Below are 22,895 nucleotides of genomic sequence, written 5' to 3'. Positions count from 1 at the left end.
CGAGCAAAGTTACTCGCCAGTACTTTGCTTTCTTAGACTTGGTCGGCGGGCAAGCGTGATGAAAACCACATTTCGGCGTCAACTTGCCCGTGAACCCCGGTGTGACATCGACATTTAACACTGAGTAAGCCCATTTCTGACCCGGTGTGGCGTCGTATGGTCTATAAGAGCGGTGCAATAATCGGTACTGCCAGTGACAGAAAAATTTTTGGGGTGCGCCAGCGGTGCTGTGCGGGCCCGAGTCGGACAGTGAGGGAAGGCGGGGCCGTGGGGCCGAGTGGTAACGGAGTCGGGTCGGCACCCGGGCGCCAAAAACTCGAGAAGGTCGTGATCCGGTTCGCTGGTGACTCCGGCGACGGCATGCAGCTCACCGGCGATCGCTTCACCTCTGAAGCGGCACTTTTCGGCAATGACTTGGCCACCCAGCCGAACTACCCTGCCGAGATCCGCGCACCTCAGGGGACCCTGCCGGGCGTCTCGTCCTTCCAGATCCAGATCGCCGACTTCGACATCCTCACCGCCGGCGACCGCCCCGACGTATTGGTGGCGATGAACCCTGCGGCGCTCAAAGCCAACATCGGGGACCTGCCGCGCGGTGGCATGGTGATCGTCAACTCCGACGAGTTCACCAAGCGCAACCTGGCCAAGATCGGCTACGACACCAACCCGCTCGAGACCGAGGAACTCTCCGACTACGTCGTGGTCCCGGTCGCCATGACGTCCCTGACGCTGGGTGCGGTCGAGGCTATCGGCGCGACCAAGAAGGACGGGGCGCGGGCCAAGAACATGTTCGCCCTCGGCCTGCTGTCGTGGATGTACGGCCGTGAGCTCGAGAGCAGTGAGCGCTTCATCAAGGAGAAGTTCGCCAAGAAGCCCGACGTGGCCGACGCCAACGTGCTGGCGCTCAAGGCGGGCTGGAACTACGGCGAGACCACCGAGGCGTTCGGGACCACCTATGAGATCGCCCCGGCCAAGTTGCCAGCGGGCGAGTACCGCCAGATCTCGGGCAACACCGCGATGGCCTACGGCGTGATCGTCGCCGGCCAGCTGGCAAACACCCAGGTAGTGCTGGGGACTTACCCGATCACCCCGGCCTCGGACATCCTGCACGAGCTGTCCAAGTACAAGAACTTCAACGTGCTCACCTTCCAGGCCGAAGATGAGATCGCCGGTATCGGTGCGGCGATCGGCGCCTCCTACGGCGGTGCGCTCGGTGTCACCAGCACCTCCGGTCCCGGTTTGGCTCTCAAGGCCGAGGCGCTGGGCCTGGCCGTGATGACCGAGCTGCCGCTGCTGCTGATCAATGTCCAGCGCGGCGGCCCGTCCACCGGCCTGCCCACCAAGACCGAGCAGGCCGATCTGATGCAGGCCCTCTACGGGCGCAATGGTGAGTCGCCGGTTGCCGTGCTGGCCCCGTGCACGCCGTCGGATTGCTTCGACGCGGCCGTCGAAGCCGTTCGGATCGCAGTGACCTACCGCACCCCGGTGGTGCTGCTCTCCGACGGCGCGATCGCCAACGGTTCCGAACCGTGGCGCATCCCGGACGTGGCCTCGATGGAGCCGATCGAGCAGAACCTGGCCAAGGCCGGCGAGGACTTCGCGCCCTACGCGCGCGACCCGGAGACGCTGGCCCGCCAGTTCGCCATCCCCGGCACCCCGGGCCTGGAGCACCGGATCGGTGGGCTGGAGAAGGCCAACGGCTCCGGGGCGATCTCCTACGAGCCGGCCAACCACGACCTGATGGTGCGGCTGCGGCAGGCCAAGGTCGACGGCATCAAGGTGCCCGACCTGGTGGTCGACGACCCGTCCGGGGACGCCGAGCTGCTGATGCTGGGCTGGGGCAGCTCCTACGGTCCGATCGCCGAGGCCTGCCGGCGGGTCCGGCGCAGCGGTATCAAGGTCGCCCAGGCCCACCTGCGGAACCTCAACCCGCTGCCGGCCAACCTGGGCGAGGTGCTGCGACGCTACGCCAAGGTGGTGCTGCCGGAGATGAACCTGGGCCAGCTGGCGCTGCTGCTGCGGGGTCGCTACCTGGTCGACATCCAGTCGGTCACGAAGGTGACCGGCCAGGCGTTCCTGGCCGATGAGATCGAGGGGATCATCGACGACGCGCTGGCTGGCACGCTGGCCGATCGGGAGAACGAGAAGGCGTCGCTGGCCAAGGCCGCGGCGGTCACCATTGCGGGCACAGCGGGAGCGAACTCATGACCACCACCGAATCAGCCGACACGCTCGTGGGTCTCGACCTGGGGCTGACCTCGTTGACCGGGGTGCCCACCACCGACGAGCCGCAGAAGGCCAAGGACTACACCTCCGACCAGGAGGTGCGGTGGTGCCCGGGGTGCGGTGACTACGTCATCCTCAACACGATCCGTGGCTTCCTTCCCGAGCTGGGCCTGCGCCGGGAGAACGTGGTGTTCGTCAGCGGTATCGGCTGCTCGAGCCGTTTCCCGTACTACATGAACACCTACGGCGTGCACTCGATCCACGGCCGCGGTCCGACGTTCGCCACGGGGCTGGCCACCGCCCGCGAAGACCTCAAGGTGTTCCTGATCACCGGTGACGGCGACGCCCTCTCGATCGGCGGCAACCACCTGATCCACACGCTGCGGCGCAACGTCAACATCACCATCCTGCTGTTCAACAACCGGATCTACGGTCTGACCAAGGGGCAGTACTCGCCCACGTCGGAGACCGGCAAGATCACCAAGTCGACGCCCTTCGGTTCGCTGGACAACCCGTTCAACCCGATCTCGCTGGCCCTGGGCGCCGAGGCGACGTTCGTCGGTCGCGCCCTGGACTCCGACCGCAAGGGCCTCACCGAGGTCCTGCAAGGCGCGATGGAGCACCGCGGTTCGGCGCTGGTGGAGATCCTGCAGGACTGCCCGGTGTTCAACGACGGCTCCTTCGACCTGTTGCGCAAGGACGGTGCGGACAGCCGCATCATCAACGTCCGGCACGGGGAGCGCATCGTGTTCGGTGCCGAGGGAGAGCACTGCGTCATCAGGTCCGGTTTCGGGCTCGAGGTCGCCAAGACCGCCGATGTGTCACCCGAGCAGATCGTGGTGCACGACGCCACCCAGGCCGACTCCTCGTATGCCTTCGCGCTGTCGCGGCTCTCCGAGCAGGACCTGTCGCACTTCCCGATGGGCATTTTCCGCAAGGTCACCAAGCCCACCTACGACGACCTGGCCCGCGCGCAGGTCGCCGAGGCCCGGCAGTCGACCGCGAGCGACACCGCCGCGCTGCAGTCGCTGTTGCGTGGTCGCGACACTTGGACCGTCGACTGACGACATGACAACCGGTCGGCTGGCCGGTGTCGTGCTGGCCGGCGGCGCATCGCGCCGGATGGGCCGCGATAAGGCCACGCTGACGGTGCCGGGCCGCTTCAATGGCCTGACCCTGGTGGAACATCTGGTCGCGGTGGTGGCGCGGAACTGTGGTCCGGTCTTTGTGGTGGCCGCCCAGGGACAGGTGCTGCCCGCACTTGCTGCGCAGGTCCTGCGTGACGAGGTCCCCGGGCTGGGCCCCTTGCCGGCCATCGGGCTGGGGTTGCGCGCCGCAGCGCGCCACGGTGCCCTCCGCGCGTTCGTGTGCGCGGTCGATATGCCTTTTCTGACAACGGAACTGATCGATCAGTTGGGCGAGGAGTCGAGCCAGTCCGGGGCCGACGTCGTGTTGCCTGCCGCGGGACGTGACCACTATCTGGCGGGGGTGTACCGGACCGCGCTGGCCGCGACTGTCGATGCCCTCGTGGCGGCGGGGGAACGCCGGGTGGGTGCCCTGGTCGAGAGCGCCGACGTCCGGCGCATCGTTCTGACCGATGCATCCCCACTGGCCAACCTCAACACGGCTGACGATATCAACGGCCTGCTGTGATTCGCCCGGCAGCAAATACCGTTCGCGGCTTCTGGTAAAGCCTTCATCGGCAGTATCACCACCCGAAATAAATCGCCGTATTATCTGCCTGAGATGCAGAGAATATTGGCGGGGCGAGTAATGTGCACGACGCGATAGCCATCGCTGGGTGCTCGAAATGCTTGTAGTGCAACGGGATTGATACCGAGCTCGATTCTGCCCGGCCGCCGAAGCCGGTCCCGGCTATGGCCCTGTTTGTTCATGTCCAATCTCGTGCTGGACCGTTGTCCCGCAGATCCCGCCCCTTCCGGGGCGGGTTCGCCGCGCTCAGCGCGCTGATCTGCGAATACTGTGGCAAAAGTTGCTGCTGAGGCGCCTGTAGACACGGATTTGCGGCGGAATCGGCGCGCAAGAGGCTTCTTGACCGCTCCTTTACCGTGGCCTGGGCCACAAAAACCTGGTGATCTGACTCACGATTGCGCGCGGCCGATTCTGCGCCGCTCGGCCCGGAAAATCCTCTGCTGACCTGCGGAAATAAAAGTCGTCTGCGGCGTGATGTTTTCGTGATCTAGTCGAGATATTGGCGTCATGCGGTTGGACTCGCCGTATGAATGTTTCGTAAGTTCCATTCGCCCTAAAAACGGGCAAACAAAGTAAATCGACGGAACCGCGTGTGAGCGGGGCCGCGGGCGGCCCCTCGAACGCCACCGCGGTGCCGGGTGTCATCCCCGGCGGGCACACCTGCCCCCGCTGTCGTGCCTGACCTAGACGGCACGCCTCGAAGACCATTCCCCGCCTGGAATCCAGGCATGCCGACCCACCGCTGTGGGCGCATTCGGCGCGCGCGCTGCGAAAGGAACGATGTTGAAGAACGTCCGCAAGCCCCTCACCTTGGCCGCGGTCGCCGGCGCCCTCGTCACCGGCGCGATCGCGCTGTCCGACGCCACCGCCAAGGCTGACAGCGTCAACTGGGACGCCATCGCCGCCTGCGAGTCGGGCGGCAACTGGTCGATCAACACCGGTAACGGCTACTACGGCGGGCTGCAGTTCAACGCGGGTACCTGGCGGGCAAACGGTGGCAGCGGCATGCCGCACAACGCCAGCCGTGCCGAGCAGATCCGGGTTGCCGAGAACGTTCTGCGCAGCCAGGGCATCGGTGCCTGGCCGGTGTGCGGCCGCCGCGGCTGACCAATCACCCCAGCTCTAGGAGGACGGCGCCGGGCGAGCAACCCGGCGCCGTCGTCATCGAAGCGTGGCTGGGCCGCCGAGTAGCGTCGGGCGGGTGTCTGACACCTCACGTGAACTCGACGTCATCCTTTATGGCGCCACTGGATTTGCGGGGAAACTGACCGCTGATTACCTGGCTCGCGCCGGTGGCGGCGCCCGCATCGGATTGGCGGGCCGCTCCGCGGAGCGGCTGGGCGAGGTCCGCGCTCAACTCGGCGCCGTTGCCCAAGACTGGCCGATCATGGTCGCCGAGGCCGGCCAGCCGGCCACCCTGAATGCGATGGCGGCCCGCGCTCGGGTCGTTATCAGCACTGTCGGCCCCTACACCCGCTATGGAATGCCCTTGGTCGCGGCCTGCGCCGCGGCGGGCACCGATTACGTCGACCTCACCGGGGAGACGCTGTTCGTGCGGGAGAGTATCGACCGCTACCACGAGCAGGCCGCCGCCAACCGGAGTCGGATCGTGCATGGCTGCGGCTTCGACTCCATACCCTCAGACATCAGCGTGTATGCCCTGTATCGGGCTGCGCAGGAGGACAACACCGGTGAGTTGCTCGACACCGACCTGGTGGTGCGGGGAGCCTCCGGTGGGGCGTCCGGGGGCACACTCGCCTCGATGGTCGAGTTCCTGGGAACCGCCGCCGGCGACCCCCAGGCTCAGCGGCAGCTTCGCGACCCCTACACCCTCAGCTCGGATCGACCCGCCGAACCCCGATTGGGCGCCGAGCCAGATCTGTCCTGGCGGCGCGGCGGGGACATCGCGGCGGAACTGGACGGCATCTGGACGGCCGGTTTCGCCATGGCGCCGGTCAACACCCGGATCGTGCGCCGTAGTAACGGCCTGCTGGGCTGGGCCTACGGCCGCCGTTTCCGCTACGCCGAGCACATGAGCTGCGGCTCGTCGGCCGCCGCACCTGCGCTGGCCGGGTTGGCGACCGGGCTGAGCAGGGCCAGCTTCGCCTTCGGTGGGCACCTTGTACGGCTGGTGCCGCCCGCACTGCTCGAACGGGCGTTGCCCAAGCCGGGAACCGGACCCAGCCGAAGCCGCCGTGAGAGCGGCTACTACCGCATCGAGACCTACACGAGGACGAGCGGCGGAGCGCGCTACCGCGTGGAGATGGCGCAGCAGGGCGACCCCGGCTACCAAGCCACCTCGGTGCTGCTGGGTGAGAGTGCGCTGGCCTTGGCGCTGGACCGAGACGCGCTGCCCGAGCGCTATGGCGTGCTCACTCCGGCGGCCGCGATGGGCGACGTACTGCTGGCCAGACTGCCCGCGGCGGGCGTGACACTCACGGTCACCCGGCTGCGCTGAGTGCCGCCAAATTCGCCGGTGCCGTGCACAGATCTTTCCGCTAGTGTCGTTTTCGACCGCTGCCCCCAGCAGCACCCAGCAAAGAAGGTGGAATCACTCATGGCCGGCCTCGACGACCTCTTCGCTCAGATCCCCATCCAAGACATCGCCAACCAGCTCGGCGCCGACTCGGCTGAGGTGGACAGCACCATTCGCACCCTGGTGCCCGTACTGGTCGGCGGGTTGAGCCAGAACGCTCAAGACCCCGGGCAAGCCGACACGATCGTCAACTCCGCCGCCACCTTCGCTGCTGCTGGGCTGTTGGACAATGCACTGGGCGCCAGCCAGTCCGACGGCCAGCAGGTGATCTCCACCATCTTCGGCGGCAACGACACCAGCCAGGTCGCCTCGGCGCTGTCTGGTGCCGGTGCCGGCAACAACGACCTGCTGCAGAAGCTGCTGCCGATCATCGCGCCAATCGTGCTTGCCTACATCGGTAAGCAGCTGACCGGGCAGAAGGCCGAGCCGGCCCAGGAGCAGGCTTCAGGCGGCGGCCTCGGCGACGTGCTGGGCAGCATTCTGGGTGGAATGGCCGGTGGCAGTGCCCCGAAGAACCAGTCGATGGGCAGCATCCTGGGCAACATGATCGGCGGCAAGACCGGCGGCGCCATCGGCGACATCCTCGGCGGTCTGCTCGGCGGCAAGAAGTAGCCCCGCCGAAATCAATCGATCAAGGCCCCGGATCACTGCAGGTCCGGGGGCTTTTGTCGGTGACACCTCCCTCCTAGGGAATTGCCTGGCCGACGTTCCTAGAATTGACCGGTGACTGACACTCCCAACGCCGCCAGCGCCGATCACCTGCCCAAGTCCTGGGAGCCGGGTGCGGTAGAGGACGCGATCTACCAGCGTTGGGTGGATGCCGGCTACTTCACGGCGGACCCCACCAGTGACAAGCCCGGCTACTCGATCGTGCTGCCCCCACCGAATGTCACCGGCAGCTTGCACATGGGGCATGCGCTCGACCACACCCTGATGGATGTGCTGACCCGCCGTAAGAGGATGCAGGGCTATGAGGTGTTGTGGCTGCCGGGCATGGACCACGCCGGTATCGCGACGCAGAGTGTGGTCGAGCGGCAGCTGGCCGCCGACGGCAAGACCAAGGAAGACTTCGGTCGCGAGCTGTTCGTCGAGAAGGTGTGGGACTGGAAGCGTGAGTCCGGCGGCACCATCGGTGGCCAGATGCGCCGGCTCGGTGACGGCGTGGACTGGAGTCGCGAACGCTTCACCATGGACGACGGCCTGTCGCGGGCCGTGCGCACCATCTTCAAGCGGCTCTACGACGCGGGGTTGATCTACCAGGCCGAACGACTGGTCAACTGGTCTCCCGTGCTGGAAACCGCGATCAGCGACCTCGAGGTCAAGTACGAAGACATCGAGGGTGAGCTGGTGTCGTTCCGGTACGGCTCGCTCGACGACACCGAGCCTCATATCGTGGTGGCCACCACCCGGCTCGAGACCATGCTCGGTGACACCGCGATAGCGGTCCACCCCGACGACGACCGGTACCGCGCGTTGGTGGGCAGCTCGTTGCCGCACCCGTTCTTGGACCGCGAGATCGCCGTGGTCGCCGACGCCCACGTTGACCCCGAATTCGGCACCGGAGCGGTCAAAGTCACCCCCGCCCACGACCCCAACGACTTCGAGATCGGTCTGCGCCACCAGCTGGACATGCCGACGATCCTGGACAAACGTGCGCGGATCACCGGCACCGGAACACAGTTCGACGGGATGGACCGCTTCGAGGCGCGGGTCGCGGTGCGCGAAGCGCTGGCCGCCCAAGGCCGGATCGTCGCCGAGAAGCGGCCTTACCTGCACAGCGTTGGGCATTCCGAGCGCAGTGGCGAGGTCATCGAACCGCGACTGTCGATGCAGTGGTGGGTCGACGTCTCCTCGCTGGCCAAGGCGGCCGGCGATGCTGTCCGCAACGGGGACACCATCATCCACCCGAAGAGCCTGGAACCGCGCTGGTTCAGCTGGGTCGACGACATGCACGACTGGTGCATCTCGCGCCAGCTGTGGTGGGGGCACCGCATCCCGATCTGGCATGGCCCCAATGGCGAGAAGGTCTGTGTCGGGCCGGACGAGACCCCGCCGCAGGGCTGGGAGCAGGACCCCGATGTGCTCGACACCTGGTTCTCGTCCGGGTTGTGGCCGTTCTCCACGATGGGCTGGCCCGACGCGACGCCGGAGTTGGAGAAGTTCTATCCGACAAGCGTGTTGGTGACGGGCTACGACATCTTGTTCTTCTGGGTCGCCCGGATGATGATGTTCGGCACGTTCGTCGGTGGCGACGAGGCGCTGCCCGAGGGCAAGGTGCCGTTCCGGAATGTGTTCCTGCATGGCCTGATCCGCGACGAACACGGCCGCAAGATGAGTAAATCGCGGGGTAACGGTATCGACCCGCTGGACTGGGTGGAGCTGTTCGGCGCCGATGCCCTGCGGTTCACCCTGGCCCGCGGCGCGAGCCCCGGCAGTGACCTGTCGATCGGCGAGGATCATGCCCGGGCATCGAGGAACTTCGTCACCAAGCTGTTCAACGCCACCCGGTTCGCGCTGATGAACGGCGCCTCGCCGGCGCCTCTTCCGGCTGCTGACGTGCTGACAGACGCCGACCGGTGGATCCTGGGGCGCTTGGAAGAGGTTCGCGCCGAAGTGGATTCGGCGTTCGACGGCTATGAGTTCGGCCGGGCCTGCGAGGCGCTGTACCACTTCGCCTGGGACGAGTTCTGTGACTGGTACGTCGAATTGGCCAAGACCCAGCTGGGGCAGGGACTGGCCCACACCACAGCCGTGCTCGCCGAGGTGCTCGACACCCTGTTGCGGCTGCTGCACCCGGTGATCCCGTTCGTCACCGAAACCCTGTGGCAAGAACTCACCGGCGCGGAGTCACTGGTGATCGCGGACTGGCCGGCATCGTCGGGCATCGCCTTGGACGAAGTTGCCGCGCAACGGATCACCGATATGCAGAAGTTGGTCACCGAGATCCGCCGCTTCCGCAGCGACCAGGGGCTGCGGGATCGGCAGAAGGTCCCGGCCCGGCTCACCGGTATCGACGACGCCGACCTGGCCACCCAGGTGGCAGCAGTGGCCTCCCAGGCCTGGCTGACCGAGCCGGGGGAGGGCTTCGCGCCGTCGGCCACCGTCGAGGTGCGACTGGCTCGCGGCACCGTCGTCGTCGAACTGGACACCTCCGGGACCGTTGATGTCGTTGCCGAACGCCGCCGTTTGGAAAAGGACCTGGCCGCCGCGCGCAAGGACCTCGATGCCACCTCGGCAAAGCTGGGCAACGGCGAATTCCTGGGCAAGGCACCTGAGGCGGTAGTCGACAAGATCCGCGCCCGTCAGCAGTTGGCCCGTGACGAAGTGGAGCGCATCACCGCGCGACTGGCGGGCCTGACGTGACCGATCAGCCGATCGACATCACCGAGCCCACTCCCGACGAGATCGCAGCGCTGCTTCAGGTCGAGCACCTGCTTGATCAGCGATGGGGCGAAACCACGATCGAACCGAGCCTGACCCGGATCACTGCCCTGCTGGAGCTGCTCGGATCTCCGCAGCGCGCTTACCCCTCCATTCACGTGGCGGGCACCAACGGAAAATCCTCGGTGGTCAGGATGATCGACGCGCTGCTGACCGCGTTCTCCCGCCGCACCGGACGCACCACCAGCCCGCACCTGCAGTCGGCGGTCGAGCGCATCGCGATCGACGGCCGGCCGATCAGCCCGGGGCGGTATGTGGAGACCTACGCCGAGATCGAGCCCTTCGTGCAGATGGTCGACGCGTCTTCACAGGCCGACGGTGGGCCGGCGATGAGCAAGTTCGAGGTGCTCACCGGGATGGCGTTCGCGGCCTTCGCCGACGCCCCGGTCGACGTCGCCGTGGTGGAGGTTGGCATGGGTGGTCGCTGGGACGCCACCAACGTCGTCGGCGCGCCCGTCGCGGTCATCACTCCGATCGGAATCGACCATGTCGACTACCTCGGCGAGGACATCGCCGGAATCGCGGCCGAGAAGGCCGGGATCATCCACCGTTCGCCGGATGAGCTGATCGACACCGTGGCGGTGATCGCCCGTCAGAAGCCCGAGGTCATGGAGGTGTTGCTGGCGCAGTCCGTGCGCGCCGATGCCGCAGTGGCGCGGGAGAATTCGGAATTCGCAGTCCGTAGCCGTCAACTCGCGGTCGGAGGGCAGGTACTGGAGCTGCAGGGGCTCGGCGGAGTGTATTCGGACATCTTCCTGCCGTTGCACGGTGAGCATCAGGCACACAACGCGGTGCTGGCACTGGCGGCGGTGGAAGCCTTCTTCGGGGCCGGTGCCGAGCGCCAACTCGATGTCGACACGGTTCGGGCGGGGTTCGCCGCTGCGCGCAGCCCAGGTCGGCTGGAACGAATGCGTAGTTCGCCCACCGTCTTTATCGACGCCGCGCACAATCCGGCCGGTGCCGCCGTACTGGCCCAGGCCCTGGCCGAAGACTTCGACTTCCGCTATCTGATCGGCGTTGTCAGTGTGATGGCAGACAAGGACGTGGACGGGATTCTGGCGGCTCTGGAGCCGGCATTTGACCGAATTGTTGTGACTCACAACGGTTCTCCTCGGGCAATGGACGTCGAAATGCTCACCGTGGCCGCGGCAAAGTACTTCGGTGATGATCGAGTGGTCACCACGGAGACGCTGGAAGATGCGATCGACGCGGCAACGGCCTTGGTTGACGAGTTCGACTCCGAGGGGCAAGCCTCCGGGGCCGGTATTGTGATCACCGGATCGGTGGTCACCGCGGGAGCTGCTCGCTCCCTTTTCGGAAGGGATCCGGAATGACCGAACAATCGTCGGCACCCGATCCCTGGCGGGGATTTCGCGGCGTGATGGCCGCGACGCTGATCCTCGAGGCGATCACGGTGCTGTTGGCGCTGCCGGTGGTCAGCGTCGTGGGGGGCGGTCTGACGCCGTTCTCGCTGACCTACCTGCTCGGTCTGGCCCTGGCGCTGCTGCTGCTCGCCGGCGTCCAGGGCCGGAGTTGGGCGATCTGGGCCAATCTGGCGCTGCAGCCGGTGCTGGTGGCCGGTTTCGTGGTCTACCCCGGTGTAGGGGTGATGGGCCTGGTGTTCACCGCGGTGTGGGTGCTGATCGCGTACTTCCGCACCGTGGTCTTGCGACGCTCGTGATGGGGGCCGCTCCCAGGCCGGTACGCTATCGCCCGTGCCGCAGGCGACGATGCCGGGCGGAGCGATGGGACAGGAGCGGCGCGTCATGACTGAGCGGACGTTGGTACTGATCAAGCCGGACGGCGTGAACCGTCGGTTGGTCGGCGAGATCATCAACCGGATCGAGAAGAAGGGCCTGACGTTGGCGGCCCTGGAACTGCGGCCCGTGCAGCAGGCGGTGGCCCGGCAGCACTACGCCGAGCACGACGGTAAGGCGTTCTTTGCCTCGTTGCTGGACTTCATCACCTCAGGTCCGGTGGTCGCAGCCGTGGTCGAGGGCCCGCGCGCGATCGAGGCATTCCGGCAGCTCGCCGGCGGAACCGACCCGGTGGCCAAGGCGACGCCGGGCACCATCCGCGGCGACTTCGGCCTGGAGACCCAATTCAACCTGGTGCACGGCTCGGACTCGCCGGAGTCGGCCGAGCGTGAGATCGCACTGTGGTTTCCCGACCTGAAGCCCTCGGCGTCGGCGTCGCCGATGACCCTGGCCTGATACCGGGTTAGCGCCTTTCGTCCGACTGCTGTGCATTGTGTGGGATACTGACTAACGGGTGAACGTCACCGGATCGGTTTCCGACACCCGAATGAAGACTTCGGCGAGTGCGACGATCGCGATCTGTGATGCGGCGCCGATCGCTGAACCTCATTCAGCCAGGCACCGAGTCGGTTCAACCCGAGCCCCTCGGAGCGAGACCACTACAAGCCCGGAGAAGCGATCCGGGCCCATAACGAGAAGTCCTCGCGTGGCCGCGTCGTAACGACGCGCCCGGGGGCTTGAGGAGACTTACGTGGAAGAACCTTCTCTTTTCAAAGGCTTCGAAGGTCCTGACTCCAAAGGACCTGTGTCAGGACCTGAGTCGGACCTCGCAGCTGGGGCCGCCGAGCCCCAGGAGTTGCCCGATCGGCTGCGGGTCCATTCCCTGGCGCGGGTCTTGGGCACCACCAGCAGGCGGGTCCTGGACGCGCTGACCGAGCTGGACGGCCGCACTCGCAGCGCCCACTCCAGCGTGGACCGCGTCGAGGCGGTTCGGGTCCGCGACCTGCTGGGCTCCACCGAGGAGCCCGCCGTGGGTGGACTGTTCCAGGAGGCCGGCCCGGCCGTCGAGGCCAACGAGGTCCCCGACGAACCCGAGTCCCGGCTGCTGCTGGAGACCGCTCCAGAGCCGGTCGCCACTCGGGCCGACTACATGCCGTTGTTCGTGGCCCCGCAGCCGGTCGCCTTTGACCGCCCGGTGGCTCGCGCCGCCGTCGCCAACGACCTCGACGATGACGATGACGACGACGAGGCCGGCAGCGCCGAGGCCGACACCGACACCGACGCCGACGACGAGAACGGTGACCGGCCCGCCAACCGGCGCCGTCGCCGGGGGCGGCGCGGACGCGGCCGCGGTCGCGGCACCGAGGGCGCAGCCTCCGACGACGTTGCGGACTCCGAGGACGAGACCGAGGACGACGACGCCGCCGCGGATTCGGAGGAAGCCGGGGACAGCGAGGACACCGGCGACGAGGACAGCGCTTCGGGCGACGACGCAGGCAACCGGCGTCGTCGGCGCCGTCGTCGGCGCAAGGCCGGGACCGGCGAGGACGATGACGCCGCCTCGTTGGACGACCCGCCCAACACCGTCGTGCACGAGCGGGCCCCGCGCGCCAAGACCAACCGCTCCGCCAAGAGCGACCGGGGGACCGGCGACGACGAGATCCAGGGCATCACCGGCTCGACACGGCTGGAGGCCAAGCGGCAGCGCCGCCGTGATGGTCGCGATGCCGGACGTCGTCGCCCGCCGATCCTGAGCGAGGCGGAGTTCCTGGCCCGCCGCGAGGCCGTCGAACGCCGGATGGTGGTCCGCGATCGCGTCCGGACCGAGCCACCGCATCAGGGCGCCCGCTACACCCAGATCGCCGTGCTCGAAGACGGCGTGATGGTCGAGCACTTCGTCACGTCGGCCGCATCGACCTCGCTGGTGGGCAATGTCTACCTGGGCGTTGTGCAGAACGTGCTGCCGTCGATGGAAGCAGCCTTCGTCGACATCGGGCGGGGCCGAAACGGCGTCCTCTACGCCGGTGAGGTGAACTGGGAGGCTGCCGGGCTCGGTGGCGCCAACCGCAAGATCGAGCAGGCACTCAAGCCCGGCGACTACGTCGTCGTGCAGGTCAGCAAGGACCCGATCGGGCATAAGGGCGCCCGGCTCACCACCCAGGTATCCCTTGCAGGCCGCTACCTGGTCTACGTGCCGGGTGCGTCGTCCACCGGTATCAGTCGCAAATTGCCCGACACTGAGCGGCAGCGGCTCAAAGAGATTCTGCGCGAGGTGGTGCCCGCCGACGCCGGCGTGATCATCCGTACCGCGTCGGAGGGCGTCAAAGAAGAAGACATCCGCGCCGACGTGGAGCGTCTGCAGGAACGCTGGAACCAGATCGAGGCCACCGCGACCGAGACCAAGGGCAAAGCGTCCGGTGCCGCGGTCGCGCTCTACGAAGAGCCCGACGTGTTGGTGAAGGTGATCCGGGACCTGTTCAACGAGGACTTCTCCGAATTGGTGGTCTCCGGCGACGACGCCTGGGCCACGATCAACGAGTATGTGGGCTCGGTGGCACCCGAACTGGTGTCGAAGCTGACCCGCTACTCGGCCCCCACCGGTCCGAATGGCCAGGCCGGTCCGGACGTGTTCGCGGTGCACCGCATCGACGAGCAGCTGGCCAAGGCGCTCGACCGCAAGGTATGGCTGCCGTCGGGCGGCACGCTGGTCATCGACCGGACCGAGGCGATGACTGTCGTCGACGTCAACACCGGCAAGTTCACCGGGTCCGGGGGCAACCTTGAGGAGACGGTGACCAAGAACAACCTGGAGGCTGCCGAGGAGATCGTGCGGCAGCTTCGGCTCCGCGACATCGGCGGAATCATCGTCATCGACTTCATCGACATGGTGCTGGAGTCCAATCGCGACCTGGTGCTGCGCCGGTTGACCGAGGCGCTGGGCCGGGACCGCACGCGTCATCAGGTTTCTGAGGTGACGTCGCTGGGACTGGTGCAGCTGACCCGCAAGCGGTTGGGCACGGGGCTGATCGAGGCTTTCTCGACGTCATGTCAGCACTGCGCCGGGCGCGGCATCGTGCTGCATGCCGATCCAGTGGACTCGGCCGGGCCGGGCCGCAAGTCCGAGTCGGGGGGTGGGGGTGGCACCACCAGCCGGCGCAGCAAGCGCTCGAAAAAGCCGAAGGTTGATGAGCCGCCGGTCAGCAAGGTTCCGGTGCACACGCCAGGTGATCACCCGATGTTCAAGGCGATGGCGGCGGCCACCGACCGGCACGATGAGTCCGACGACGAGCACGAGACCGCATCCGACGCCGATGAGTTGGCGGTGAGCCTCGCCGAGCAGGGCGCGCAGGATGCGCAGGGCGACGAGGTCGCTCAAGAAGCCGTGGAGTCCGACGTGGTCGATGAGGACCTCGCTGACGACGTAGACGACGTAGACGATGACGCCGAAGACGATGACGCCGACACCGACGATGACGACGAAATCGACGACGACACCGACGACGACACCGACGACGACACCGACGACGACGACGACGAAGTCGACGACGTCGATCTCGATGACGATGACGATGACGATGACGACGACGACGACGACGATGACGACGATGACGACGATGACGACGACGATGACGATGACGATGACGAAGTCGACGATGTCGATCTCGACGACGACGACGACGATGACGATGACGATGAAGAAGACTTCGACGAAGATCTGGACGTCATCGATGAAGCCGACGATTCCGATGAATCCGAGGAGTTCGAGGAGCCGGAAGTGCCTGTTGCGCTGGTCGAGCGTCCGCGACGGCGACGCGCGGCGGCACGGCCTGCCGGACCCCCGATCTAAGGCGGGCCGGTTTGACCCCTTAGCCGCTGGTCACGTACCCTTGACCAGTTGTCGCCAGGCGGGAATAACCACAGCTCGGCGGACAGAACCCCAGACACCTGCGCAAGTCCCGATGGCGTGCGCGCCTGAGAAGCAGAGGTAGAAACCAACGATGGCGACGTACGCAATCGTCAAAACCGGCGGCAAGCAGTACAAGGTAGCCGTTGGCGACGTGCTCAAGGTTGAAAAGATCGAGTCCGAGCCGGGATCGTCGGTCTCGCTGCCGGTCGCGCTGGTCGTGGACGGCGCCAACGTCACCACCGACGCCGCCAAGCTGGCCAAGGTCGCGGTCACCGGAGAGGTGCTCGAGCACACCAAGGGCCCCAAGATCCGTATCCACAAGTTCAAGAACAAGACCGGCTACCACAAGCGGCAGGGTCACCGTCAGCAGCTGACCGTGCTCAAGGTCACCGGAATCAAGTAGCAGCAGGAGGCAGCGAGATGGCACACAAGAAGGGCGCTTCCAGCTCACGTAACGGGCGCGACTCAAACGCCCAGCGGCTCGGCGTCAAGCGGTTCGGCGGCCAGGTCGTCAAGGCCGGCGAGATCCTGGTGCGGCAGCGCGGCACCCACTTCCACCCCGGCGTCAATGTCGGGCGCGGTGGCGACGACACCCTGTTCGCCACGGCACCTGGTGCGGTCGAATTCGGTGTGAAGCGCGGCCGCAAGTTGATCAACATCGTGCCTGTCGCCCGCGACTAGTCGCTGGCGTAACTGGGCGCCTTCGGGCGCCGGATAGGTAGTAACGCCATGTCCCGGTTCGTCGACCGCGTTGTCATCCATGTGCGGGCCGGCGACGGGGGCAACGGCTGTGCCTCCATTCACCGGGAGAAGTTCAAGCCACTCGGTGGCCCCGACGGGGGTAACGGCGGCCGCGGCGGTAGCGTCGTGCTGGTCGTCGATCCCCAGGTGCACACCCTGCTGGACTTCCACTTTCGGCCGCACATCGCCGCGGCGTCCGGCAAGCAGGGCCAGGGCAACAACAAGGACGGCGCTTTCGGCGCGGACCTGGAGATCAAGGTTCCCGACGGCACTGTCGTGCTCGACGAGCACGGGAGGCTGCTGGCCGACCTGGTAGGTACGGGTGCCCGATTCGAGGCAGCCGCCGGCGGGCGAGGCGGTCTGGGTAACGCGGCGCTGGTGTCGCGCGCCCGCAAGGCGCCCGGCTTTGCGTTGTTGGGGGAGAAGGGCGAGACCCGCGATCTCACCCTGGAACTCAAGACTGTTGCCGATGTCGGTCTGATCGGCTTCCCCTCCGCGGGCAAATCCGCTCTGGTATCAGTGATCTCGGCGGCGAAGCCGAAGATCGCCGACTATCCGTTCACCACGCTGGCGCCGAATCTGGGCGTGGTCTCCGCCGGCGACAACACCTTCACTGCGGCAGACGTGCCGGGCCTCATTCCGGGCGCTTCGGCGGGGCGCGGTCTGGGTCTGGACTTTCTCCGGCACATCGAGCGCTGCGCGGTGCTGGTCCACATCGTGGACTGTGCCACCGCCGAACCCGGTCGCGACCCGCTCTCGGACATCGAAGCGATCGAAGCCGAGTTGGCTGCCTATACCCCCACCATGCAAGGGGATTCGACGCTCGGTGACCTGGTGGACCGGCCACGGGCGGTGGTGCTCAACAAGATCGACGTGCCCGAGGCGCTGGAGATGGCGGAGTTCGTCCGCGACGACATCGCGGCCCAGTACGGCTGGCCGGTGTTCATGGTTTCGACGGTCAGCCGAGCCGGCTTGCGGCCGTTGACGTTCGCGCTGGCCGAGATGGTGTCGGCGTATCGCGCGGCGCAGCCGGAGCCGGTGGCGCGCCGCCAGGTGATCCGTCCCGTGCGCGCGGGGGAGACCGGGTTCACCGTGGAAGCCGACGGCGAGGGCGGATTCCTGGTGCGCGGTACACAGCCCGAGCGCTGGGTGCACCAGACCAACTTCGACAACGACGAGGCGGTCGGCTACCTGGGTGACCGGCTGGCGCGGCTCGGTGTCGAGGACGAACTGCTCAAGCGGGGGGCCAAGCCGGGTTGTGCGGTGACGATCGGGGAGATGACCTTCGACTGGGAGCCCGCCACGCCCGCCGGCGTGGACATCACGTTGTCCGGCCGGGGAACCGACACGCGGCTGGAGCGCACGGATCGAGTGGGCGCCGCGGAACGCAAGGTCGCCCGCAAGCAGCGTCGTGAACACCCGGAGGAGTCGTGAGCCGTGGTCAATCCGCGGCGCGCGAAGCGATTCGCACCGCGCGCAGTGTCGTGGTCAAGATCGGCACCACCGCGCTGACCACGAAGACCGGCATGTTCGATGCGGCGCGGCTCGCCGGGCTCACTGAGGCGATCGAAGCCCGGATGAAGGCCGGCTCGGACGTCACGATCGTGTCCTCGGGCGCTATCGCGGCCGGCCTGGAGCCACTGGGCCTGACCAAGCGGCCAACGGACCTGGCTACCAAACAGGCCGCCGCCAGCGTGGGACAGGTGGCGCTGGTCAACGCGTGGAGTTCGGCCTTCGGGCGATTCGGCCGCACCGTGGGCCAGGTGCTGCTCACCGCCCAGGACGTCTCGATGCGGGTGTCGCACACCAATGCCGCCCGCACCCTGGACCGGCTGCGTGCCCTGCACGCGGTGGCGATCGTCAACGAGAACGACACGGTAGCCACCAATGAGATCCGGTTCGGCGACAACGATCGGCTCTCGGCGCTGGTGGCACATCTGGTGGGCGCCGACGCGCTGGTGTTGCTCTCCGACATCGACGGCCTCTATGACTCCGACCCTCGCAAGGGCCCGGCCCGTCTGGTCTCCGAAGTGTCCGGACCGGATGACCTCGCCGACGTGGTCGCCAGCGAAGGCAGTCACCTGGGAACCGGCGGCATGGTCTCGAAGCTCTCCTCGGCACTGCTGGCCGCGGACGCGGGCGTGCCGGTATTGCTGGCCGCCGCCACCGATGCCGCCGAGGCATTGTCCGAGGCCTCGGTGGGAACGGTCTTTTCGCCCCGGGCGCAGCGGTTGTCGGCACGGAAGTTCTGGGTGCGTCACGCCGCGGATGCGGTCGGGGTGCTGACCCTCGATGCCGGGGCGGTCGAGGCGGTGCTGACACGCCGCGGCTCCCTGCTACCAGCCGGGATCACCGCGGTCGCAGGCCGGTTCTCCGGCGGTGACGTGGTGGAACTGTGCGACCCGCAGGGTGCTGTCGTGGCACGCGGCGTCGTCGGCTACGACGCTACGGAGTTGGAGGCGATGATCGGCCGATCCACCGCGGAGTTGGCGCCGGACGCTCGCCGCCCGGTGGTGCACGCCGACGATCTGGTCGCGGTGTAAGTTCCCGCCGGCATGGGCACCGTATTCACCATCGACGGGGCGGGCTGGAGCGGTTTTCTGCGGTTCATGTGCCGCGGTGCGGTGACCAAGGGCGCCACAGTCCGCAACGTCAAGTACCCGAACACCTATTTCTCCGGTCTGCGCTACGTCCCTGCGGTCGAGGCGGTTCGGCGTGGCGCGCAGGCTCTCGACGACATGCTGGTCGCGCATTTCGCCGATTCGCCGGACGCCGACGATGTGTTGGTCTACGGCGTGAGCATGGGTTCGCAGGTCGCCTGCAAGTGGCTACGCGAGTGGGGGCCGACTTCCGCGGTTCCGGCGGACAAGGTGTCGTTTCTGTTGCTGGCCAATCCCGAACAGCCGTTCCATGGCATCTATCGCGCCGACCCCGCGCTGGTCACGTTCATGCGCCTTCCGGACTACGGCGGTGTCGGAGTGCCGGTGAACACCCCATTCGCCGTGACCGACCTGTGCCGCCAGTACGACGGCATGGCCGACTTCCCCAATCTTCCTGCAGGGCGGGTTGATTCGCTGGCCATCCGCAATGCCCTGCTGGGTCTGGTGTTGATTCACAACAACTACTTCAGGGTCGACCTGCGCGGCGCCGACAACGTTCGGGTGAATCAGGGCAACATCACCTATGTCTTCTCGCCGACGCGCGTGCCCCCGGTCTGCGGGCTCAGCGCGTTGGTTCCCTCTCGGCTGAGGCGGCGCCGTCGGATGGTCGAGAACTCTTATGACCGCTCGGCCTGGGGCAGGCCGAGCGCGCCCTAGTTTCTGGCGCCGGCTATGCGGTGGGGGTGAGGTAGAGCGCGCCCCACACCACTTCGGTCAACGCAGTGGCCAGTTCGGCATCGTAGTCGGGTCCGTGGTTCGGCAGATTCTGATAGCAGGCCCGCTCCACCATCCAGGTCAGCGCGCTGGCGGTGGTGGCCGCGGGTAACTCGCGGCGGATGGCCCCGTCGGCCTGGCCTTCCTCGATGACCTGTGCCGCCTGGTGCGAGATGGCCGCCAGTAGCTCCCGGTAGGTGGCTGCCACCTGCGGGTCATAGCCGGCCATCTCGCTCAGGGCGACCAACAGCGGCTGGTGCTGGCGATAGTTGGCGATGATCGCGGTCATCGCGGCGCGGACATCTTCGGGATCGCGGCGCTGGGCAACACCCCACCAGCGCTGGCCACTGGTGGCCAGATCGCTGAAGACCTGTCCGGCGAGGAGGCGCAGCAGGTGGCCTTTGTCCTCGAAGTAGATGTAGAAGCTGGCGCGCGAGATCCCGGCCTCGGTGGCAAGGCGGTCGACGCTCAGTTCGGTGTAGCTTGCGCCGGCACGCATCAGACGTTCGGTCGCGTCGAGCAGGCGCCGCTCGATCTCCGCGCGCCGATCCTGACGGCTCGTGGCGGGCTTGCGGGTCACAGAAGCCACGCCCGTAAGCGTACTGCCTGGGCCGACGTCTTGACTAGACATCCTGTCTAGACTTATTGTCGGCTCATTCGACTGTGATCGGTGTCATAAGCCCGGGAGGCCAGATGTCAGCTCCATCCGTCACGATCCGCGGGTACGACCCCGTCGACCTGTCCTCGCGGGCGTTTTGGTCCGGCACCGCGGCCGAGCGGGAGCGCTCGTTTGCGGTACTGCGCTCCGAGCGTCCCGTGAGCTGGCACCCACCCGTCGAAGACGCCCTGCTCAACGATCCCGACGACCCCGGCTTCTGGGCCGTCACCCGGCACGCCGACATCGTCACCGTGAGCCGCACCAACGACGTGTTCCTGTCGGGCAAGGGTGTGCAGTTCGAGAACATCCCCGAGGAGATGCTGGAGACCACCCAGTCGTTTCTTGCCATGGATCCACCCCGGCACACCAAGCTGCGCAAACTGGCCACCGCGGCATTCACCCCCCGGCAGATCAGGCGCATCGAAGACTCGATCAAGGCCAACGCCGCAGCGATCGTCGCCGAACTGAAGGCCGCCGGAAGCGGGGCGGACTTTGTCGAATACTGCGCCAAGGAACTGCCGCTGCGCACCCTGGCCGACATGGTCGGCGTGCCGGACTCCGAGCGGGCGCAGGTGGCCCATGCCGCCGATGCCTTGGTCTCGACCAACGATCCGGTCTACCTCAACGGACGCGACCCGATGGCGGTGATGGGCGAGAACATCATGTACCTGCATCAGGTGGCCGGTGCATTGGCAGCGCAGCGCCGCGAGAACCCCGGCGACGACCTGTTCAGCAGCCTGGTCAACGCCGAGGTCGATGGTGACCGGCTGACCGACGCCGAGGTGTCCGCCTACTTCGTGTTGCTTGCCGTGGCGGGCAACGACACCACCCGCCAGACCGCCAGCCACGCGCTGCGGGCGCTCACTGATTTCCCTGCGCAACGCGCGTGGCTGCTCGATGACTTCGACCGCCGGATCGGGACCTCGGTGGAGGAGTTCATCCGCTACGCCACGCCGGTCATGACGTTCCGTCGCACTGCCGCAACCGATTACGAGCTTGGCGGCCAGACCATTCGGGCCGGCGACAAGGTCGCGATGTTCTACGCCTCGGGGAACTGGGACCCGCAGGTGTTCGAGGAGCCAGACCGGCTGGATCTGAGTCGCGACCCAAACCCGCACCTGGGCTTCGGTGGGGGCGGGCAGCACTACTGCTTGGGAACCCACGTGGCCCGCGCCCAGCTGCGCGCACTGTTCGGCGAACTTCTTCGCGAACTGCCACAGATCGAGGCCGGCGAGCCGGAATTCCTAGCGGGCAGCTTCATCCACGGGATCCGTGCCCTGCCCTGCACCTTCTGATCCCATGGACTGAGGCAGGCCCTGCCCGAAGTGCCGCCCCGTCGCATCCTTGCCGATCGCCGTGAGCACCACGACCGCAAGAAGCGTCGGCACCACCGTGACGACCAGGGCGTACGGGTAGCCGTGGGCGGCCGCCAAGTGCTCCTGGATCGGAAGGTTGAACGCGGCGAAGAGGTTGCCGAGCTGATAGGTGACACCGGGGTAGAAGCCGCGGATGGCATCCGGTGACATCTCGGTCAGGTGGGCCGGAATCACGCCCCAAGCGCCCTGCACGCAGACCTGGATCAAGAACGAGCCCAGACACAGCATGCCGGCGGTGTGCGACAACGCGAACAGCGGAACGATCGGCAAGCCCATCAGGGCGGCCCAGATGATCGCGTAGCGCCGGCCCAGTCGCTGGGACAGGGAACCGAAGAGCAACCCGCCGATGATTCCGCCGATGTTGTAGATCACCGCGATCCACTTGGCCGTGACATGCGACAGGCCCGCGCCGTCGGCAGAGGTCAGGAACGTCGGGTAGATGTCATGGGTGCCGTGGCTCATCCAGTTGAAGGCCGTCATCAGCAACACCAGGTAGCAGAACCTGCGGATCACCTTTGCGTCGGTGAACACGTCGCGAATCCTGGTGCTGGTCAACCGCATCTGATCTTGGGTGGCCTGCCAGACCTCGGACTCGGTGACCCGATAACGGATGAGCAGGCTGACCATGGCGGGCAGGATGGAGAGCCCGAACAACCAGCGCCAGGACAGCCCCATCACATCGTTCACCAGCAGCGAGGCGAGGGTCGCGGCCAAGTAGCCGAACAGATATCCCTCCTGTAGCAGCCCGGAGAAGAACCCCCGGCGTTCCGCGGGGATCTTCTCCATGGCCAGCGCGGCGCCCAATCCCCACTCGCCGCCCATCCCGATCCCGTACAGCAGGCGCAGAATCACCAGCACGGTGAAGGTCGGCGCGAAGGCGCACAAGAACCCCACCGTCGAGTAGAAGATGACGTTCACCATCAGCGGTATTCGCCTGCCGACCCGGTCAGCCCACAGGCCGAACAGCAGGGCCCCGAGGGGGCGCATCATCAGGGTGGCAGTGGTGAGAAAGGCAACCTCGGTTTTGGTGTGGCCGAAGGTCTTGGCGATGTCGGCGTAGACGAACACCACGATGAAGTAGTCGAAGGCATCCATCGACCAGCCCAATACCGCGGCCAGGAACGAGTTGCGCTGATCCGGCGTGAGCCGCTGCTTTGTCACCCGAG

19 protein-coding genes are annotated in these 22,895 nt (G+C 66.8%); 17 read left to right on the top strand and 2 right to left on the bottom strand.

The genetic code is table 11. The features are described 5' to 3' along the window. Positions 1 to 267: 267 nt before the first annotated feature. The 16 genes from BST15_RS02020 (at position 268) to BST15_RS01945 (ending at position 19,638) form a co-directional block, all read left to right on the top strand. Positions 268 to 2,208 (top strand): 2-oxoacid:acceptor oxidoreductase subunit alpha, encoded by a 1,941-nt coding sequence (locus BST15_RS02020; protein WP_046187625.1) that lies wholly within the window; start codon positions 268 to 270, stop codon positions 2,206 to 2,208. Continuing rightward, positions 2,205 to 3,290 (top strand): 2-oxoacid:ferredoxin oxidoreductase subunit beta, encoded by a 1,086-nt coding sequence (locus BST15_RS02015; protein WP_046187624.1) that lies wholly within the window; start codon positions 2,205 to 2,207, stop codon positions 3,288 to 3,290. Before BST15_RS02020 ends, BST15_RS02015 begins: the two co-directional genes overlap by 4 nt. Positions 3,291 to 3,294: 4 nt before the next feature. After that, positions 3,295 to 3,879, top strand: coding sequence for a molybdenum cofactor guanylyltransferase (gene mobA, locus BST15_RS02010; protein ID WP_046187623.1), 585 nt, complete (start codon positions 3,295 to 3,297; stop codon positions 3,877 to 3,879). An 843-nt stretch (positions 3,880 to 4,722) separates the two neighbouring features. Continuing rightward, positions 4,723 to 5,046 (top strand): transglycosylase family protein, encoded by a 324-nt coding sequence (locus tag BST15_RS02005; RefSeq protein WP_188108813.1) that lies wholly within the window; start codon positions 4,723 to 4,725, stop codon positions 5,044 to 5,046. Between the two features lie 94 nt (positions 5,047 to 5,140). Further along, positions 5,141 to 6,397 carry a saccharopine dehydrogenase family protein gene (locus BST15_RS02000; protein WP_046187621.1) on the top strand — a complete coding sequence of 419 codons (1,257 nt, stop codon included), beginning with the start codon at positions 5,141 to 5,143 and terminating at the stop codon, positions 6,395 to 6,397. 99 nt (positions 6,398 to 6,496) lie between these two features. Continuing rightward, positions 6,497 to 7,087 carry a DUF937 domain-containing protein gene (locus tag BST15_RS01995; RefSeq protein WP_046187684.1) on the top strand — a complete coding sequence of 197 codons (591 nt, stop codon included), beginning with the start codon at positions 6,497 to 6,499 and terminating at the stop codon, positions 7,085 to 7,087. A 111-nt stretch (positions 7,088 to 7,198) separates the two neighbouring features. After that, the gene (locus tag BST15_RS01990) at positions 7,199 to 9,838 is read left to right on the top strand and encodes a valine--tRNA ligase (RefSeq protein WP_046187620.1); all 2,640 of its coding nucleotides are present in this window, start codon (positions 7,199 to 7,201) and stop codon (positions 9,836 to 9,838) included. Further along, positions 9,835 to 11,250, top strand: a complete 1,416-nt coding sequence (gene folC, locus BST15_RS01985; RefSeq protein ID WP_046187619.1) for a bifunctional tetrahydrofolate synthase/dihydrofolate synthase — start codon at positions 9,835 to 9,837, stop codon at positions 11,248 to 11,250. Before BST15_RS01990 ends, folC begins: the two co-directional genes overlap by 4 nt. Beyond that, positions 11,247 to 11,597: a DUF4233 domain-containing protein gene (locus BST15_RS01980; RefSeq protein ID WP_046187618.1), complete on the top strand. Its 351-nt coding sequence runs from the start codon at positions 11,247 to 11,249 to the stop codon at positions 11,595 to 11,597. The genes folC and BST15_RS01980 overlap by 4 nt, the downstream gene beginning before the upstream one ends. An 85-nt stretch (positions 11,598 to 11,682) precedes the next feature. After that, on the top strand, positions 11,683 to 12,129 hold the full coding sequence (ndk, locus tag BST15_RS01975; protein WP_046187683.1) for a nucleoside-diphosphate kinase: 447 nt from the start codon (positions 11,683 to 11,685) through the stop codon (positions 12,127 to 12,129). 349 nt (positions 12,130 to 12,478) lie between these two features. Beyond that, on the top strand, positions 12,479 to 15,520 hold the full coding sequence (rne, locus tag BST15_RS01970) for a ribonuclease E (protein ID WP_046187617.1): 3,042 nt from the start codon (positions 12,479 to 12,481) through the stop codon (positions 15,518 to 15,520). Positions 15,521 to 15,671: 151 nt separating this feature from the next. Then, on the top strand, positions 15,672 to 15,983 hold the full coding sequence (rplU, locus tag BST15_RS01965) for a 50S ribosomal protein L21 (RefSeq protein WP_046187616.1): 312 nt from the start codon (positions 15,672 to 15,674) through the stop codon (positions 15,981 to 15,983). Between the two features lie 17 nt (positions 15,984 to 16,000). After that, positions 16,001 to 16,261: a 50S ribosomal protein L27 gene (rpmA, locus tag BST15_RS01960; RefSeq protein WP_024440772.1), complete on the top strand. Its 261-nt coding sequence runs from the start codon at positions 16,001 to 16,003 to the stop codon at positions 16,259 to 16,261. A 48-nt stretch (positions 16,262 to 16,309) separates the two neighbouring features. Then, positions 16,310 to 17,755, top strand: coding sequence for a GTPase ObgE (gene obgE / locus BST15_RS01955; protein ID WP_046187615.1), 1,446 nt, complete (start codon positions 16,310 to 16,312; stop codon positions 17,753 to 17,755). Further along, complete coding sequence (proB, locus tag BST15_RS01950) at positions 17,752 to 18,864, top strand: glutamate 5-kinase (protein WP_046187614.1); 1,113 nt, start codon at positions 17,752 to 17,754, stop codon at positions 18,862 to 18,864. Before obgE ends, proB begins: the two co-directional genes overlap by 4 nt. A gap of 12 nt (positions 18,865 to 18,876) precedes the next feature. Then, positions 18,877 to 19,638 (top strand): PE-PPE domain-containing protein, encoded by a 762-nt coding sequence (locus BST15_RS01945; protein ID WP_046187613.1) that lies wholly within the window; start codon positions 18,877 to 18,879, stop codon positions 19,636 to 19,638. 13 nt (positions 19,639 to 19,651) lie between these two features. Here the strand turns inward: BST15_RS01945 and BST15_RS01940 are convergent, their stop codons facing one another. After that, on the bottom strand, positions 19,652 to 20,284 hold the full coding sequence (locus BST15_RS01940; RefSeq protein WP_046187612.1) for a TetR/AcrR family transcriptional regulator: 633 nt from the start codon (positions 20,282 to 20,284) through the stop codon (positions 19,652 to 19,654). A 104-nt stretch (positions 20,285 to 20,388) separates the two neighbouring features. Between BST15_RS01940 and BST15_RS01935 the strand changes: the two genes are divergently transcribed. Continuing rightward, complete coding sequence (locus BST15_RS01935; protein ID WP_046187611.1) at positions 20,389 to 21,648, top strand: cytochrome P450; 1,260 nt, start codon at positions 20,389 to 20,391, stop codon at positions 21,646 to 21,648. On the opposite strand, the gene BST15_RS01930 is transcribed toward BST15_RS01935, so the two are convergent. Then, complete coding sequence (locus tag BST15_RS01930) at positions 21,598 to 22,890, bottom strand: MFS transporter (RefSeq protein ID WP_234708166.1); 1,293 nt, start codon at positions 22,888 to 22,890, stop codon at positions 21,598 to 21,600. The two genes, BST15_RS01935 and BST15_RS01930, sit on opposite strands and share 51 nt — an antisense overlap. Between the last annotated feature and the right edge of the window lie 5 nt (positions 22,891 to 22,895).

The organism is Mycolicibacter arupensis (assembly GCF_002086515.1).
In the GTDB taxonomy this organism is placed as follows: domain Bacteria; phylum Actinomycetota; class Actinomycetes; order Mycobacteriales; family Mycobacteriaceae; genus Mycobacterium; species Mycobacterium arupense.
This window is presented reverse-complemented; position numbering and strand designations above follow the sequence as displayed.

Bases quoted from the DNA above. Each gene is read 5' to 3' on its own strand.
- BST15_RS02015 (WP_046187624.1), top strand. From the start codon at position 2,205: ATGACCACCACCGAATCAGCCGACACGCTCGTGGGTCTCGACCTGGGG.
- mobA (WP_046187623.1), top strand. From the start codon at position 3,295: ATGACAACCGGTCGGCTGGCCGGTGTCGTGCTGGCCGGCGGCGCATCG.
- BST15_RS01995 (WP_046187684.1), top strand. From the start codon at position 6,497: ATGGCCGGCCTCGACGACCTCTTCGCTCAGATCCCCATCCAAGACATC.
- BST15_RS01980 (WP_046187618.1), top strand. From the start codon at position 11,247: ATGACCGAACAATCGTCGGCACCCGATCCCTGGCGGGGATTTCGCGGC.
- ndk (WP_046187683.1), top strand. From the start codon at position 11,683: ATGACTGAGCGGACGTTGGTACTGATCAAGCCGGACGGCGTGAACCGT.
- rplU (WP_046187616.1), top strand. From the start codon at position 15,672: ATGGCGACGTACGCAATCGTCAAAACCGGCGGCAAGCAGTACAAGGTA.
- rpmA (WP_024440772.1), top strand. From the start codon at position 16,001: ATGGCACACAAGAAGGGCGCTTCCAGCTCACGTAACGGGCGCGACTCA.
- obgE (WP_046187615.1), top strand. From the start codon at position 16,310: ATGTCCCGGTTCGTCGACCGCGTTGTCATCCATGTGCGGGCCGGCGAC.
- BST15_RS01945 (WP_046187613.1), top strand. From the start codon at position 18,877: ATGGGCACCGTATTCACCATCGACGGGGCGGGCTGGAGCGGTTTTCTG.
- BST15_RS01935 (WP_046187611.1), top strand. From the start codon at position 20,389: ATGTCAGCTCCATCCGTCACGATCCGCGGGTACGACCCCGTCGACCTG.